Annotated in this window: 14 protein-coding genes; 7 read left to right on the top strand and 7 right to left on the bottom strand. The window is 65.5% G+C overall.

The window, feature by feature from the left end:
* Window positions 1–50: 50 nt before the first annotated feature.
* The gene (locus tag GDN70_RS32210; protein WP_095426723.1) at window positions 51–1,316 is read right to left on the bottom strand and encodes a cytochrome P450; all 1,266 of its coding nucleotides are present in this window, start codon (window positions 1,314–1,316) and stop codon (window positions 51–53) included.
* A gap of 410 nt (window positions 1,317–1,726) precedes the next feature.
* Here GDN70_RS32210 and GDN70_RS32205 point away from each other — a divergent pair, with 410 nt between their 5' ends.
* Together GDN70_RS32205 and GDN70_RS32200 are read left to right on the top strand one after the other, a co-directional pair.
* Entirely contained in the window at window positions 1,727–2,872 is a 1,146-nt protein-coding gene (locus tag GDN70_RS32205) for a YjgN family protein (protein WP_038948237.1), read from the top strand.
* Between the two features lie 3 nt (window positions 2,873–2,875).
* A complete protein-coding gene (locus GDN70_RS32200) occupies window positions 2,876–3,988 on the top strand; it encodes a M48 family metallopeptidase (RefSeq protein WP_152103523.1) in 1,113 nt (370 codons plus the stop codon).
* A gap of 7 nt (window positions 3,989–3,995) precedes the next feature.
* Here the strand turns inward: GDN70_RS32200 and upp are convergent, their stop codons facing one another.
* From upp to GDN70_RS32185, 3 genes are read right to left on the bottom strand one after another with little or no spacing between them, the layout of a single operon-like run.
* The gene (upp, locus tag GDN70_RS32195) at window positions 3,996–4,625 is read right to left on the bottom strand and encodes a uracil phosphoribosyltransferase (protein ID WP_018317218.1); all 630 of its coding nucleotides are present in this window, start codon (window positions 4,623–4,625) and stop codon (window positions 3,996–3,998) included.
* Window positions 4,626–4,676: 51 nt separating this feature from the next.
* Window positions 4,677–5,915, bottom strand: coding sequence for a URC4/urg3 family protein (locus tag GDN70_RS32190; protein ID WP_038972727.1), 1,239 nt, complete (start codon window positions 5,913–5,915; stop codon window positions 4,677–4,679).
* A 7-nt stretch (window positions 5,916–5,922) separates the two neighbouring features.
* On the bottom strand, window positions 5,923–7,179 hold the full coding sequence (locus tag GDN70_RS32185) for a GTP cyclohydrolase II (protein ID WP_038972726.1): 1,257 nt from the start codon (window positions 7,177–7,179) through the stop codon (window positions 5,923–5,925).
* 328 nt (window positions 7,180–7,507) lie between these two features.
* On the opposite strand from GDN70_RS32185, the gene GDN70_RS32180 reads away from it, so the two are divergent.
* Together GDN70_RS32180 and GDN70_RS32175 are read left to right on the top strand one after the other, a co-directional pair.
* Window positions 7,508–8,632, top strand: a complete 1,125-nt coding sequence (locus tag GDN70_RS32180) for a pyridoxal-phosphate dependent enzyme (RefSeq protein ID WP_038972725.1) — start codon at window positions 7,508–7,510, stop codon at window positions 8,630–8,632.
* Window positions 8,633–8,739: 107 nt separating this feature from the next.
* Complete coding sequence (locus GDN70_RS32175; protein ID WP_028140390.1) at window positions 8,740–9,546, top strand: class I SAM-dependent methyltransferase; 807 nt, start codon at window positions 8,740–8,742, stop codon at window positions 9,544–9,546.
* Between the two features lie 81 nt (window positions 9,547–9,627).
* On the opposite strand, the gene GDN70_RS32170 is transcribed toward GDN70_RS32175, so the two are convergent.
* A complete protein-coding gene (locus GDN70_RS32170; protein WP_152103522.1) occupies window positions 9,628–10,443 on the bottom strand; it encodes a DUF2927 domain-containing protein in 816 nt (271 codons plus the stop codon).
* Window positions 10,444–10,658: 215 nt separating this feature from the next.
* Window positions 10,659–11,237: a L,D-transpeptidase gene (locus GDN70_RS32165; RefSeq protein WP_028140388.1), complete on the bottom strand. Its 579-nt coding sequence runs from the start codon at window positions 11,235–11,237 to the stop codon at window positions 10,659–10,661.
* A gap of 361 nt (window positions 11,238–11,598) precedes the next feature.
* On the opposite strand from GDN70_RS32165, the gene GDN70_RS32155 reads away from it, so the two are divergent.
* Together GDN70_RS32155 and GDN70_RS32150 are read left to right on the top strand one after the other, a co-directional pair.
* Window positions 11,599–13,146 carry an acetolactate synthase large subunit gene (locus tag GDN70_RS32155; protein ID WP_028140387.1) on the top strand — a complete coding sequence of 516 codons (1,548 nt, stop codon included), beginning with the start codon at window positions 11,599–11,601 and terminating at the stop codon, window positions 13,144–13,146.
* A 192-nt stretch (window positions 13,147–13,338) separates the two neighbouring features.
* On the top strand, window positions 13,339–13,869 hold the full coding sequence (locus GDN70_RS32150; protein ID WP_028140386.1) for a hypothetical protein: 531 nt from the start codon (window positions 13,339–13,341) through the stop codon (window positions 13,867–13,869).
* A 68-nt stretch (window positions 13,870–13,937) separates the two neighbouring features.
* Here the strand turns inward: GDN70_RS32150 and GDN70_RS32145 are convergent, their stop codons facing one another.
* A complete protein-coding gene (locus tag GDN70_RS32145) occupies window positions 13,938–14,171 on the bottom strand; it encodes a DUF3551 domain-containing protein (protein WP_028140385.1) in 234 nt (77 codons plus the stop codon).
* A gap of 258 nt (window positions 14,172–14,429) precedes the next feature.
* Here GDN70_RS32145 and GDN70_RS32140 point away from each other — a divergent pair, with 258 nt between their 5' ends.
* The gene (locus GDN70_RS32140) at window positions 14,430–14,765 is read left to right on the top strand and encodes a hypothetical protein (protein ID WP_028140384.1); all 336 of its coding nucleotides are present in this window, start codon (window positions 14,430–14,432) and stop codon (window positions 14,763–14,765) included.
* The last annotated feature ends 98 nt before the right edge of the window (window positions 14,766–14,863 follow it).

Here is a 14,863-nt window from a genome sequence, read left to right as displayed (position 1 = left end):
CCCCTCACCCCCTCCCTCTCCCCGTAAGAACGGAGGGAGGGTTTTTCGTCTCACGCCGCAATCTTCACCGGCAGTTCTTCCAGACCCTTCACGAAACTCGAATAGACCCGCTTGGGTTCGCCGACCACGTCGATATGATCGAACCGCTTCAGGATCTCCTCCCAGATGATCTTGAGCTGGAGTTCGGCAAGCCTGAGGCCGACGCAGCGGTGGATGCCGAAGCCGAACGACAGATGCGTGCGCGGGCGGGCGCGGTCAATGATGAATTCGTAGGGCTTCTCGATCGCCTCCTCGTCGCGGTTGCCCGAGACGTACCACATCACGACCTTGTCACCTTTCTTGATCTCTTTGCCCCGGAACCCGAAGTCGGCGAGCGCCGTGCGCCGCATATGCGCCAGCGGCGTCTGCCAGCGGATCACTTCGGGCACGAAGCTGTCGAGCAGAGCGGGATTTTCGCGCAGCTTGCGATACTGCTCGGGATGCTGGCTCAGCGCGTGGAGCGAGCCCGACATGGTGTTGCGCGTGGTGTCGTTGCCGCCGACGATCAAAAGCACGAGATTGCCGAGGAAGTTCTTGGCGTCCATGTCGCGGGTCGCGGCGCCATGCGCCATCATCGAGAGCAGGTCGCTCTTCGGCGGCTGCGCGATGCGCTCCTTCCACAGCCGCGCGAAATAGCCGGCGCATTCGGTCAGCTCGGCCTGCCGCTCGTCCTCGGTGGCGACGAGTCCGTCAGGCCCGGGAATGGTGGTGGCGATGTCGGACCAGCGCGTCAGCTTGCGGCGGTCCTCCCAGGGAAAGTCGAACAGCACCGCCAGCATCTGCGTCGTCAGCTCGATCGAGACGCGATCGACCCAGTCGAACACCTCGCCGCGGGGCAGATTGTCCAGGCACTCGGCCGAGCGCTTGCGGATGTTGAGGGCGAGATTGTCCAGATGCGTCGGCGTGAACATCGGCGCCACGGTCTTGCGCTGCGCCGCATGGCGCGGCGGGTCCATCGAGATGAAGCTCTCGCGGCGCAGGTCCGGATCGATGTCGCGGATGGTGATGCCGCCGAGGGAGGAGGCCGAGGAGAACACCGAATGGTTGGTCTCGATCTCCATGATGTCGTTGTAGCGCGTCACCGACCAGTACGGGCCGAACATCGAGTCCTTGCAGTAGTGCACGGGATCTTCGCGGCGCAGCCGATCGAAATACGGCCAGAACGTATCGGTCCTGAACAATTCCGGATCGCCCGGATCGAATTGCTCCAGCGGCAGTGTCGTGGCGCGCTCGCGAAGGGCGTCGAGCTTGGCCGCGCTCTCGATGGTCCCATGCATGACCGTTCTCCCTGGCATGTACCGCGCGTTCTCGTTGAATTCTGCGCTGCGGTATTTGATGTGCAATTACAGCCGGTTATCTGCGCCGGAGCAAGGGAGAGTTTTGTCACATCCAACCTTTGCGAGAGGGTGGATGTGAAGCCCGAATGGAGCCACCGGGTCGGCGCAAAGCGCCGCCCGATGACAGGCTCCGCGTCATCCGGGGCCGGCGTCGCTTGGGGCACGATCACGGATTACGCTGACGGGATCTCGATCAGCGTGACCCTCCGCACACCGTTTGTCGTGAAAACGTGCCAGAAACCGACTGGAATCAAGGTAAATCGAACCCCGCCATCTTGGGGGCCGACCAACCTCTGATCTATAGTTTGACCCGATCAAGACCGCATCCCGAGGTTGCCGCCGTGAACGACATGCAATGGACCCCCATCGGCTCCGAGCCCTTACCGCCGCCGCTGCCGCCCACGCGGGTCGATTTCAGCGGTGACCGCTCCGAGTTCCGCAAAATGGTCACCAAGGGTGCCATGCTGGAGCTGGTCACCTTCGGCTTCTACCGGTTCTGGCTCGTCACCGACATCCGTCGTCATCTGTGGGCGAACACCGCGATCGACGGCGATGCCGCCGAATATACCGGCCGCGCCAAGGAGCTGCTGGTCGGCTTCCTGTTCGCGCTCGCGATCCTGGTGCCGATCTACCTCGCCTACTTCCTGATCGGCATCGAGTTCGAGCGCTGGCAGGGGTTTGCCTCGACGCCGCTGTTCATCGGCTTCTACGCCTTCGGCCAGTTCGCGATTTTTCGCGCGCGACGTTACCGGTTGACGCGCACCGTTTGGCGCGGCGTCCGCTTCTGGATGGACGGCTCGGGCTGGGCCTATTCGTTCCGCGCCATGGCGTGGGGCTTGCTCGTGTTCCTGACGCTCGGCCTGGCGCTGCCCTGGCGCGAGGCCGCGCTCGAACGCTACAAGATGCAGCACACCCATTACGGCGATCTCCGCGGCGATTTTGAGGGCAACGGCTGGACCTTCTTCAAGCGCGGTTGGTGGCTGTGGCTGCTCAGCCCGATCGCGCTGGTGATCTTCCCGCTTGCGCCGTTCTTCTATGCGGAATTCAAGGCGCGCGAGTGGCGCTGGTGGCTCGACGGCATCCGCATCGGCGGCGTCAGCCTGTCCTCGGACCTGCCGCACGATGCCTTCTACGGCCTGTACTGGAAGGTGATCGGCTGGTGGACGCTGCTCTCGATGGTGTTCTCCGCCTATCTCGGCGGCAGCGCCTTAGCGGTCGTCCAGCTGAGCGGCGTTCCGGCCGATCAGGTGTTCGGCTCCGACAATGCCGCCAGGAGCATCCCGATGGTGGTGATGATGGTGATCGGCTATCTCGCGCTGGCGCTTGCGATCAACATCGTCATGCGGGTCTATCTTCAGCGTGATCTCTGGGCCAAGGTGCTGGAGACCGTCAAGGTGCACGACATCGGCGCGGCGTCGGATGTGCAGGGGCGCGGCGTACTTGCCAGCGCGCTCGGCGAAGGTTTTGCCGACGGGCTCGATGTCGCGGGATTCTGAGCTGTGACTGACGTATTTGCCGAGGCGCCGGCGCAGGCCGCCAAGCCGACCATCTTCTTCGACGGCACGTCGAGCCGCCGGCGGCAGGTGACGCTGACGTTCGCCGACGCGCTCGATATCCTTGAGGAGGGCGGAACGCCGGTTCGCTGGTCCTATGCTGACATTCGCCGCGCCGACAGTCCGCCCGGGATTTTGCGTCTGGCTTGCACCACGGCGCCGCCGCTGGCGCGGCTCGAGATCCGCGACGCCGTACTCGCGGCAGACGTGACCATCCGCTGCACCCATCTCGACGAGCACCGGACCTCGCGCCGCGGCGTCGCAAAAATCGTCGGCTGGTCGGTGGCCGCCACCGTCTCCATCGTCTGCGTCGTGCTGTTCGGCGTGCCGCTCGCCGCCGACCGCCTCGCGCCGCTGGTGCCGAAACCGATCGAGCGGCGCATCGGCGATGCCTCCGAAGTCCAGGTGAAGACCATCTTCGGCCGCAGCGTGTGCGAAGACCCCGCGGGCAAGGCCGCGTTCACAAAGCTGGTCAACCGCCTGCGCGATGCCGCCGGCCTCGACGACGATTCCATGACGGCGGGCGTGCTGCCGACCGCGGTGCCGAACGCGTTCGCGCTGCCCGGCGGCAAGGTCTACGTGCTGAGGGGCCTGCTCGACAAGGCGCAAAACCCCGACGAGCTCGCCGGCATCCTCGCCCACGAGCTCGGCCATCTCAAGCATTACGACAACATGCGCGGCCTGATCTACAACGGCGGCACGTCGTTCCTGATCGGCCTGTTGTTCGGCGACGTCACCGGCTCATCCGCCGTGATCTTTGCCTCGCGCACCGTCGTCGAAGCCTCCTATTCGCGCGAGGCCGAGACCGCCGCCGATACGTTCGCGATCGAGATCATGCACAAGCTCGGCCGTTCGGCGAAGCCCGCGGCCGAGCTGATGTTCCGCATCACCGGCAAGGAGGGCGGCTCCACGCTCACGTCGATCCTCGCCAGCCACCCGCTGACCGAGGACCGCCTCGCCCGCATGACCAGGGAAGATCGCCCGGCCAGCGGCCCGCCGCTGCTGACGGACAAGGAATGGCAGTCACTGAAGGGGATTTGCGGCAGCGGGAAGGTGTGAACTTCTCTTACCGCGTCCCGTAAGCGCGGTCGCCGGCGTCGCCGAGGCCCGGCAGGATGAACCCGTTCTCGTCGAGGCCCTCGTCCACCGCCGCGGTCCAGATCGGCACGTCCGGATGCAAGCCGCGCAGCCGTTCGAGGCCTTCCGGGGCGGCGATCAGGCAGGCGAGGCGGATGTCCCTGGCGCCGCGCTCCTTCAGGCGGTCGATGGCAGCGACAGCCGTGTTGGCGGTGGCGACCACCGGGGTCACCACGATCGCGAGGCGCTCGCCGAGGTCGGACGGCGATTTGAAGAAATACTCGACCGCCGCAAAGCTGTGCGGCTCGCGGTAGAGTCCGATATGGGCGACGCGCGCGGTCGGCACCAAATCCATCATGCCGTCGACGAAGGTGGTGCCGGCGCGCAGCATCGGCACGAACACCAGCTTCTTGCCGGCGATCTTGGCCGAGTGCATCGTCGCCAGCGGCGTCTCGATGACGGTGTCAGCAAGCGGCAGGTCGCGCGTCACCTCGTAGCACAAGAGCATGCCGATCTCCTTGATCAGCTCGCGGAACGACTTTGTTGAAATCGATTTGTCCCGCACCAGCGTCAGCTTGTGCTGCACCAGCGGGTGATCGACGATCGTGACGCCTTCCATGATGGGATGCTCCTGAAATTCATCAAGTGAATGTGTGAGCGGCAGCGAGGATTAGAAAACCGTGCCGTCGCTGATGACCTTGAGCGGGGGGGAGCCATCGGGACGGCGCGCAAACGCAATGGCGCGGCCGGCGGCCCAGGTGCCGCCTTCCAGGATGCTGGCGAGCGGCAGCGACTCCGGCGAGCGACCGAGCTTGGTGCGGATGCGCTCCGCAAGCCGATCGAGCAGCGCGACGGTGAGCGCGCGCCATTCCACGACGAGCAGCGAATCCACCGCATGTGCGCGCTCGGCATCGGCGGCATCGCGCAGGCGCAGCACCTCGTGATCGACGAACAGGCCGCCGTTGCGGTATTCGGCAAGCCCGGTCAGGCCGTCGATGTCGGTGACCTCGAAGCCTGCGCGCTGCAGCGGCTCGATCAGCGAATAGCTCAGCCATTGCGACAGCTTGTGAAGGGGCACGAGGCCCTCCGTTGAGTTGTTCGCCTTGATCGCCGGGTGGCGCCAGCAATCGCCAAGCGGAATCCCAGCAAGCTCCAGCCGCGATGGCCAGATCGGCCCGAGCTGGTTCAGCACGGCGGTCAGGATGGTGGGCGCGGCAATGGTGCCGCTCACAGCGCGAGCTGCGATATGATCGAACAGCCCGCCCGGCCGCGGCGCATCGTGCCGTGCAAAAATCTCCGGGTAGTTCGCAACATGCTCGCCCAGGCGCCGCAGCAGATCCGCACGCCCTTCGAGGCCGAGCAGAGGGTTGGCATCGCTGACCTGAAACGCTGAGGTGAGGAAGGCGAGGGGCAGCTGTGCGAGCACATCCGCATCAGCCCTGAACGGCGCACGCGCATCGCCGGAAAAGAGCCCGCTCGCGAACATGTCGAGGCTCGCAATCGCAAGCCCCTCGGAGCGGCCGATGGCTTCGCCCGTCACCGCGCCGCGATAGCGCCACGCAGCGCCGGCGCCGGCATCGAGCAGGACGGAGACGATCGCGAGGTCGAACTCGGCCCGCGCCCGCGCCGCGCGATCCGGCCATAATGCAGCCTCGGCAAGCCTCGCCCAGCAGTCGACGCCGCCGAGCACGAAGTGACGCCAGCGCGCGTGGAAGGGCACGTCCAGCGTCGGATAGGCTTTTCGGGTGACCGCGATCACGGCGTCGGCAACGCCGTCCATGTGGTCGAGATCGATCGTGAAGTGGCTCAACCCGCCGGCAAGGCCGATCTCCAGCATCTGCCCGGCCCGCGCGCGCACCGCATCTGCGGTGAGCAGGGAGCGTGCTTGCAATTCCAAAGCCTCCGCCATCGCGCGATCAGTATTTTTCCAGCGAACGTCCGACCACGCCGTCCACGTCCTTCTCGGGCGCAATGTCGGTCGAGTAATAGCCGGCGGCCTTCTTCGCGGCGATCTCGACATGGGCATCGGCCGGAATCAGCTCCAGCGGGATCGGCACGCGCTCGACGATGTCGATGCCTTGGGAGGTCAGCGCGTCGTGCTTCATGTCGCTCATCGACAGGAAGCGGTCGATGCGCTTCAGGCCCAGCCAGTGGATCGTGTCCGGCATCAGCTGCTGGAAGCGTGCGTCCTGCACGCCGGCGACGCATTCGGTGCGCTCGAAATAGGCGGCGGCCGCATCGCCGTCCTCCTGGCGCTTGCGCGCGTTGTAGACCAGGAATTTGGTGACCTCACCGAGCGCGCGGCCTTCCTTGCGATTGTAGACGACGAGCCCGAGCCCGCCCTCCTGCGCGCCGCGTGCGGATTCCTCGATGCCGTGGATCAGATAGGGCCGACAGGTGCAGATGTCGGAGCCGAACACGTCGGACCCGTTGCACTCGTCATGCACGCGGCAGATGATCTTGGTGCGATGGTCCGGCAGTTTCGTCACATCGCCGAACATGTAGACCGTGGTACCGCCGATCGGCGGCAGGAACACTTTCATGTCCGGCCGCGTGACGAGCTCGGGGAACATGCCGGCGGTCTGCTCGAACAGCGTGCGCCGCAGCTCGGTCTCGCCGGTGCCGAAGCGCGCCGCAAGGCCGGGCAGGTGCCAGACCGGATCGATCGCGATCTTCACCACGGAGACGCTGCCATTGGCATGCACGACCTCGCCGTCGGCACGTAAGCGTTTTGCAGCCAGCGCCTCACGGATCTCCGGCAGGTCGAGCCGCGCCCGCGTCACCGCGATGCTCGGGCGGATGTCGGAGCCTTCTGCGATCTCCTTGCCGAAATTCTCCGCGACCAGATGCCCCCAGGGATCGAGCGCGACGATCTTGGCGGGATCGCGCCATTGCTCGAACGGACCGATGGTTGCCGCCGGAAAGGTGTTGGTGAGGTCGGGCCTCCGAATGGGATCGAGCGCGCCGGCGGACACTGCGAGCGCGCGGTACATCGCATAGGACCCGCCATGGCTGCCGATCACGTTGCGATCCCCGGCGCGCGAGACTGTGCCGATGATCGGTCCGCGGGCGCGCGCGTCAGGGGCGCCCCAGTGGATCGGGAAGGCGGACTTCCGGCCCGGCTCCGGATGGGAGGTCAGGCGGATGTGGTCGGTACGGTTCGCGCGGCTCATGACCAAACTCCCAAAAAGCCAACGGCCCGCCGCTCGGACGGGCCTGGCTCGGTCGCGTTGCCGACGCGGAACATCGGCGACGCAAGCTCAATCCAACATATTGTAGCGGCAAGACGCGACAGACAAGTTAATCGTGCTGCGCGCCCCGGAAGGATCATTCCCGCGCCCGTCCGGATCGGCGGTCGACGCCGAAATGCTCCCTATATCTATGTAATCGTTTGAATTTTTGAAAGGGGCGGGCGGCGCCTCGGCCTCCAAACGCGTGACTGGATAAAGCCCGTATATTCAGACATATCGACTGGATCGGCTGCCCGCCCCGGAGACCCCCATGCCCGCCAGCTACATCGACCCCCGCAACGCAAAGCTCTACCCGCTCGACCAGCCGCGCTGGTGCTCGGACGAGCGCACGCCGCTACTGGTGACGCCGGGGGCGGGGATCACGCGCGAGGACATCGATGGCCGCACGCGCTCGCTCTGGCGCTACCGGGCGGCGCTGCCAGTCGAGATCAAGGCTCCGATCACGCTCGGCGAGGGCTGCACGCCGCTGGTGCAGCAGGACTGGGGCGATTTGCGGCCGTTGTTCAAGCTCGAATGGTTCAACCCGACCGGCAGCTTCAAGGATCGCGGCTCCGCCGTGATGCTGTCGTTCCTGCGCCAGATCGGCGTCGACGCAATTCTCGAAGATTCTTCCGGCAATGGGGGCTCGTCGATGGCCGGGCTCGGTGCCGCCGGCGGCATGCGCGTGAAGATTTTGGCGCCGGCCTCGACGTCGCCGGCCAAGATCGCGCAGGTGCGCGCCTACGGCGCTGCGGTGCAGCTCGTCGAGGGCCCGCGCGAGGAATCGGAGGCCGAGGCGATCCGCCAGTCGAGCCAGTCCTTCTATGCCAGCCACAATTGGCAGCCGTTCTTCCTCGAAGGCACCAAATCGCTCGCCTATGAGATCTGGGAGGATCTCGGTTTCCGCGCGCCCGACAACGTCATCGTTCCCGTCGGCGCCGGCAGCTCTCTGCTCGGCTGCGCCTTCGGCTTCCGCGAGCTGTTGAAGGCCGGTCAGATCGCGAAGCTACCGCGGCTGTTCGCGGCGCAGCCGCTCAATTGCTCGCCGATCGATGCGAGCTTCAAGGCGGGCGTCGATACGCCAGTCGCGCGCGAGGTCAACAAGACCATCGCCGAAGGCACCGCCATCAAGCACCCGCTGCGCCTGCGCGAGATCGTCGCAGCTCTGCGCGAGAGCGGCGGCGCCACCGTCGCGCTCACCGAGGACGAGATCGTCGCCGCCCTGCGGCGCCTCGCGCGCCAAGGCCTGTTCGCCGAGCCGACCAGCGCAAGTGCTGCCGCCGCGCTGGAAGAACTATCTGCCATCGGCGCCATCAAGGCGAACGAGACCACGGTTGCCGTCCTCACCGGCACCGGCCTGAAGGCCGCGACCACGGTTGCCGATCTCGTGCAATAGGGCCGCGACGATGAAAGACCGTGCCGTCGCCGTCATGAGCCCGCGTTGAACCTTCGGTGACCTTCGCCAGCCTCATGGAGATCGACCTCGAGCAAAGGGAGAGTTCCATGACTGCGCAGGACCCGTTTGCAGCTTTCAAGGCAGTCCAGAAGGAAGCCTGGTCGCTGTTCACGCCGATGGAAGTTTTCACGACACCGACCGCCGCCAGGCTCGTCGGTTTTGCCGGCGTTGCCGCCGGCCAAAGGCTGCTCGACGTCGGCTGCGGCACCGGCGTGGTCGCGATCACGGCGGCGCGCCGCGGTGCGAAGGTCAGGGGTCTCGATCTGTCGCCGGTCCTGATCGAACGCGCCCGCGAGCATGCGCAACTGTTGAACCTCGATGTCGACTTCAAGGACGGCGACGCCGAAAGCCTGCCCTATGGCGACAACGAGTTCGACGTGGTGCTCAGCCAGTTCGGCCACATGTTCGCGCCGCGTCCGGACGTCGCGATCGGCGAGATGCTGCGCGTGCTGAAGCCCGGCGGCACCATCGCCTTCTCCACCTGGCCGCCGCATCTGTATGTCGGGCGGATGTTCGCGCTGATCGGCCGCCATCTGCCTCCGCCCGAGGGCGTGGCATCGCCGGTGTTGTGGGGCGATCCGAAGATCGTCGCCGAGCGTCTCGCGGGGAAAACGAAGGATCTCTCCTTCGAGATGGACATGATGACGCCGTCCGCCCTCAGCCCGCAGCATTTCCGCCGCACCATGGAAGCGACGATCGGGCCTTTGATCAAGCTCGTCGCCCAGTACAAGGACGAACCGGACAAGCTCAAGAGCTTCCGAGCCGAGTTCGAGGCGCTGATCTCGGAATATTTCGACGCCGGCCACAATGTGATGCGCCAGCAGTTCCTGATGTCGAAGGCAAGGAAGGTGTGAGGCGCGTTTGACCGTGAGATTCTGCCTCATGTGAGAGCCCGCCAAAGCAGGCGTCTCGAACCATGGGGAGGGTCGCGCGGCTCACTCCTTCAGATCATTCACCTGCCTGACCCAGGTGCGCACGTCGGCGAGCACGGCGGGCAGTACCGCCTTGACCTCGGCCACGGTCATGCCGGGCTTGATGCGGGGATCGTACAGCAGATTGAGGATGTACTGGTCGTAGACGTCGAAATAGCCCATCGAGACGTTGTCGTTGAACATGGTCCACGGCACGCTCGCGGTGTCGTTGATGGGCCCGAGCGATTGCAGCAGCTCTTCATAGGCGCAGTCGAGGAAGACGAAATCGCCGTTGTCGACGGTGAGGATGACGTCGGAATGCTCGATCTCGAAATTGTCGTTCTTGCGGAAGCCGGACAGGCATTGCGGGTCGAGCGAGGTGCGGATCTCGCGCGCCTTCTCGGCGCCGTAGAAGCTGGAGATGGTGCGGAAGAGGTCGCGGTCGCGCACCAGCTTCACCCGCACATTGGCCGCTTCGGCGGTCGCGATCATGGCGATGTCGAGGTGCTGCACGCGATGGGCGATGTCGGCCACGACCTTGGCGAGCTGCGTCTTGCGGTCGGCGCGGTCGCTCTCGGCGTACACGCGCACCGGCCCGTCGAATTTGCGGATGCGGTCGACGCGGCCGGCGAGATGATATTCGGCGCCGAACGCCGTCTTCAGGAAGCCCTCGACGATCTCTCCGTCGGTGAAATTCTTCTTCTCGGAGCGCTGGCGCGAGGAGATCGCGGGTAATTCGCCCGGGGCGGCCGTGGTAGCGGTATCAGGAAGCAAGGTGAGCGCGCCGAGCGCCAGCAGGGCGATGCGAAGGGCAGCCGAGGACGGATTGAGTGCGCTCATCGTCGTGCGACGCTGCCGTATTCACGTCGCGCGCACAAGGCCGCAGATTCACGCGGCCTGCGGGTTCCCGGCGTTGTCTGTAACAAGAGAGTTACAGTGTCGTAGGGTGGACAAAGGCGCGAAAGCGCCGTGCCCACCATCTCAAACCCGTGGGCACGCCGGCAGACCGCGCGTTCGCGCGATCCTCCGGCTTTGCCCACCCTACGAGAGTTGCGTCAGTTGTTCAGCACCACCACCGTGGTACCGACCGAGACGCGGCCGTAGAGATCGCTGACGTCGTCATTGGTCATGCGGAAGCAGCCCGAGGAGACCGCCTGGCCGATCGTCTCCGGCTCGTTGGAGCCGTGGATGCGGTAGAGCGTCGAGCCCAGATACATTGCGCGCGCGCCGAGCGGATTCTCGACGCCGCCCTTCATGTGGCGCGGCAGGTCCGGCCGGCGCGCCAGCATCTGCGACGGCGGCGTCCAGTCCGGCCATTCCTTCTTGGCGGTGATCCTGTGCACCCCGCCCCAGCGGAAGCCGTCGCGGCCGACGCCGATGCCGTAGCGCAGCGCCTGGCCGTTCTGCAGCACCAGATACAGCCGCCGTTCGCTGGTGTTCACCACGATCGTGCCGGGGGCGTAATTGCCGTTATACATGACGGTGGTGCGGGGGATCGGATTGGCGCCGGAACGGAAGAAGTTCGGGCCGCCGCCCATGATGTCGCGCGAGTCGAACTCTTCGGCGAACGCGCCGCCCGCCATGGCCGACAGCAGTGCGACGGCGGCAATCGGCGCGGCAAAAAACCGGATCATTGTTTCCCCCAGCAAAAAATCGATTCAACACAGGCCACAGGCCATATTTGCGGGCTTTTCGCAAGCCACGGCCCCGTGAGGGACATCATCCAGCACAGGCGTTATCAAATCGGCAACCATGCCATTTGCCGAAAAGCGCCAGAGCGTTTTCAAGCGAAGTGGATACCGGTTCGCATCAAGAAAACGCGTCAAAACATGGGGCTAATACCCCGTTCCGACTCTATCGGAACGGGCTATTAGCCAAGCCGGCGCATCGTCGCGCGGGGCAGGGCCGCGATGCCGCCTATTGCTTTGACGGGACGAGCGAACAATGATTGATCGAACGGGTCTTTGGATATTGCCGGTTGCGGGAGCAGAACGAATGAACGGTGCGGAAAGCCTGGTGCGGACGATGGTCAAGGGTGGGGTGGATGTCTGCTTCACCAACCCAGGCACCTCCGAGATGCATTTTGTCGCAGCTCTCGACCGCGTGCCCGGCATGCGCTGCGTGCTCGGCCTGTTCGAGGGCGTCGTGACCGGTGCAGCGGACGGCTATTTCCGCATGAAGGGCACGCCGGCCTCGACGCTGCTGCATCTCGGCCCAGGCCTCGCCAACGGCCTTGCCAATCTGCACAACGCCAAGAAGGCCAATTCCGGCATCGTCAACATCGTCGGCCAGCATGCGGTCTACCACATCGGCTTCAACGCGCCGCTGACCTCCGACATCGAGGGCCTGGCCCGGCCGATGTCGTCCTGGGTCCGCACCTCGCCGGATGCCAAATCGGTCGCCGCCGACGGCGCCGCGGCGATTGCCGCCGCCAAGAGCGCCCCGCCGCAGATCGCGACCCTGATCCTGCCCGCCGACACCGCCTGGAACGAGGCCGACGGCGTTGCCGAGGTTCCAGCCGAGCAGCAGCGCGCGAGCTATTCGCCGCAGGCGGTCGAGCAGGCCGCAAAAATCCTGCATGGCGACGGTGAGGGTACGCTGCTGCTGATGACCGGCAGCGCCCTGAGCGAGCAGGGCCTTGCGCTGGCCGAGCGCATCGCCGCCAAGACCGGCTGCACCGTGATGGGTCCGACCTTCCGCCCCAAGATGGCGCGCGGCCGCGGCCGCTACTCGATCGACCGCATCCATTACGTGATCGAGAACGCGCTGCCGATGCTGGCCAAGTTCCGTCACATCGTGCTGGTCGAGTCCGACGATCCCGTGGCGTTCTTCGCCTATCCGAACAAGCCGAGCATGCTCAAGCCCGAGGGCTGCGACGTGCATCGCATGACCTCGTGGGGCGAGAATTCGGTCGCAGCGCTCGAAGCGCTCGCCGGCGCCGTCAAGGCCAGCGCCAAGGACGTCAAGCCGCAGGCGGTGCAGGAGCTGATCAAGCCGACCGGCGCGCTGACCCATGCCTCGATCGCGCAGTCGATTGCGTACGCGATCCCCGAGAATGCGATTCTGGTCGACGAGTCTCTCACCACCGGCCGCGCCTTCTTCCCGCCGACGGCCGCCGCCGCGCCGCACGATTGGCTCCAGAACATGGGCGGCTCGATCGGCTTCTCGACGCCGCTCTCGATTGGCGCCGCGATCGCATGCCCCGACCGCAAGGTGATCTGCATGGTCGGTGACGGCAGCGCGATGTACACGATCCAGTCGCTGTGGACCCAGGCGCGCGAGAACCTCAATATCGTCACCATCGTGTTCGCCAACCGCATCTACCAGATCCTGCGCGGCGAGTTCGACAATGTCGGCGCCGGCGAGCCCGGTCAGCGCGCCAACGACATGCTCCGGCTCGACCGCCCGACGCTGGATTTCGTCGCGCTGGCCAAGGGCATGGGCGTGCCCGGCCGCGCCGTCACCAATGCCGACGAGTTCAACAAGGCGCTGGCCGAAGCCGTGGCCGAGCCGGGGCCGCGGCTGATCGAAGTCCAGATGTAGGGGGGTGATTGAACAAGCTCTCTCCCCACGTCGTCCCGGCGAACGCCGGGACCCATAACCCCAGGGAGAGGTTTGGCGAAGACTCGGAGTTCGGTACGTGCGCCGTGTACACTCGATAGACCTCGCGGTATGGGTCCCGGCGTTCGCCGGGACGACACCGAACCAGGTGCGTGAGATGGGCCCGGAGGCACGATGCAGACCGAGCTGAACAAGGTGATCGCGGCGCTGCGGGACTTCTACGCCCACGAGGGCTTCCTGTTCGAGAAGGACATCGGCGAGCGCGCGGTCACCCACCGGTTCGCCGTGCATCTGGAGAAGCAGTTCGCCGGCTGGTCGGTCGACTGCAATTACGACCGGCTCGGCGAGCGCACGCTGCATCTGCCGCACGGCACCATCATCTCGACCGACGACCATCTCGGCAAGTCGATCTACCCCGATGTCGTCGTGCATCAGCGCGAGATCCCGAACAATCTGCTCACGGTGGAGATCCGCAAGGCGAGCAATCACACCCCGCTTGAGCACGACCAGCACAAGCTGCGGGCGCTGACCGACGTGCATGTCTGGTTTCCCTACTGGATCGGCGTGCTGCTCGTGCTGGACAAGCATCATGTGACGATGTCGGAGGTGTATGTCAGCGCCGCAATCGATCAGCCGCTCTCGCTCTGGTTCGCGACGCGGCTCGAGGAAAGCGGATTGGGAGCCAGCGCGCAGAGGCCGGGCTAATCACTTCCGGCACAACAGGTGCTCTCCCTCTCCCGCTTGCGGGAGAGGGAGTCTCACCACCTGCGTCATCAGTAATGATACGGCTGCGAATAGGCGTAGCGCGGGTTGATGCCGCAATAGGCCGACGTTCCGGAGGCCGTGGCGGCACATTGCTGGTAGCTCGCGAACTGGCAGTTGCCGGGATAGCCCCAGTTGCGGCCCTGCAGGCAGTATCTGTCGCTTCCGGCCTGGGCCGGGGCCGCCGACAACGATGCGGCGATCAGCGTTGCGAACGATGCAAGCGTGAGGATGGTGCGACGCATTTCGATCTCCTTCAATGGTAGGTGGAACGACCGAGCCTTGGCGTTCCCGTGGCCTGTCTGACGCGGGGTCATGCTGTGTTGGTGTCCGCGACGCCGGATGCGTTCGAAGCGAGGTACATCGTGACGCAGCCAGCGGCTTGCACTGTGATCTCCGCCACAGTTCGCGCACGGGTTCCGACCTATCCTCGGCGAACTTGCACGCCTCGATCCCGTGGGACTAGGCTTGCCTCATACGGATCAAGGCATTTGGAGGTTCTGATGCAGAAATCATATTTGCTGGCTGCAGTGGCAGCGCTGGCGCTCATGACGCAAACGCCGCATGCCCTGGCCCAAAGCACGCCTGCTGCCGGCGGAACCGCGGCGCCTGCGGCGACAACCACTGCGCCGGCCACGACGGCGGCGCCGAGCGCAACCACCGACACGTCCAGCCAGCCGACCGACTCCAAGAAGGGCGCGTCGAAGAAGCCGGCGAAGAAGAAGATGACGCGGCAGCAGGAAATCGACCACTCCGTCGACAGCGGCACCGTGCCCGCGCGCTATCGCAGCTCGGTGCCCAAGCAGTACCAGCAATATATCCCGTTCGATAAGCAGTGACGGGTCGCACGGCGGCGCGACGTGATCAGCCGTCGCGCCGCCGGTGCCTGCCCAGATGGGCGCCGGCCGGGCGGCTGCCGACCTCATATCCCCGGTGG

The organism is Bradyrhizobium sp. TM102 (assembly GCF_009176685.1).
GTDB lineage: Bacteria > Pseudomonadota > Alphaproteobacteria > Rhizobiales > Xanthobacteraceae > Bradyrhizobium > Bradyrhizobium ottawaense.
The sequence above is the reverse complement of the archived record's forward strand: the minus strand, read 5'-3'. Positions and strand labels throughout refer to the sequence as shown.

Excerpts from the sequence above, each read along its gene's own strand:
- GDN70_RS32210 (WP_095426723.1), bottom strand. The coding sequence starts at position 1,316 with ATGCATGGGACCATCGAGAGCGCGGCCAAGCTCGACGCCCTTCGCGAG.
- GDN70_RS32205 (WP_038948237.1), top strand. The coding sequence starts at position 1,727 with ATGCAATGGACCCCCATCGGCTCCGAGCCCTTACCGCCGCCGCTGCCG.
- upp (WP_018317218.1), bottom strand. The coding sequence starts at position 4,625 with ATGGAAGGCGTCACGATCGTCGATCACCCGCTGGTGCAGCACAAGCTG.
- GDN70_RS32190 (WP_038972727.1), bottom strand. The coding sequence starts at position 5,915 with ATGGCGGAGGCTTTGGAATTGCAAGCACGCTCCCTGCTCACCGCAGAT.
- GDN70_RS32185 (WP_038972726.1), bottom strand. The coding sequence starts at position 7,179 with ATGAGCCGCGCGAACCGTACCGACCACATCCGCCTGACCTCCCATCCG.
- GDN70_RS32180 (WP_038972725.1), top strand. The coding sequence starts at position 7,508 with ATGCCCGCCAGCTACATCGACCCCCGCAACGCAAAGCTCTACCCGCTC.
- GDN70_RS32175 (WP_028140390.1), top strand. The coding sequence starts at position 8,740 with ATGACTGCGCAGGACCCGTTTGCAGCTTTCAAGGCAGTCCAGAAGGAA.
- GDN70_RS32170 (WP_152103522.1), bottom strand. The coding sequence starts at position 10,443 with ATGAGCGCACTCAATCCGTCCTCGGCTGCCCTTCGCATCGCCCTGCTG.
- GDN70_RS32165 (WP_028140388.1), bottom strand. The coding sequence starts at position 11,237 with ATGATCCGGTTTTTTGCCGCGCCGATTGCCGCCGTCGCACTGCTGTCG.
- GDN70_RS32155 (WP_028140387.1), top strand. The coding sequence starts at position 11,599 with ATGAACGGTGCGGAAAGCCTGGTGCGGACGATGGTCAAGGGTGGGGTG.
- GDN70_RS32150 (WP_028140386.1), top strand. The coding sequence starts at position 13,339 with ATGCAGACCGAGCTGAACAAGGTGATCGCGGCGCTGCGGGACTTCTAC.
- GDN70_RS32145 (WP_028140385.1), bottom strand. The coding sequence starts at position 14,171 with ATGCGTCGCACCATCCTCACGCTTGCATCGTTCGCAACGCTGATCGCC.
- GDN70_RS32140 (WP_028140384.1), top strand. The coding sequence starts at position 14,430 with ATGCAGAAATCATATTTGCTGGCTGCAGTGGCAGCGCTGGCGCTCATG.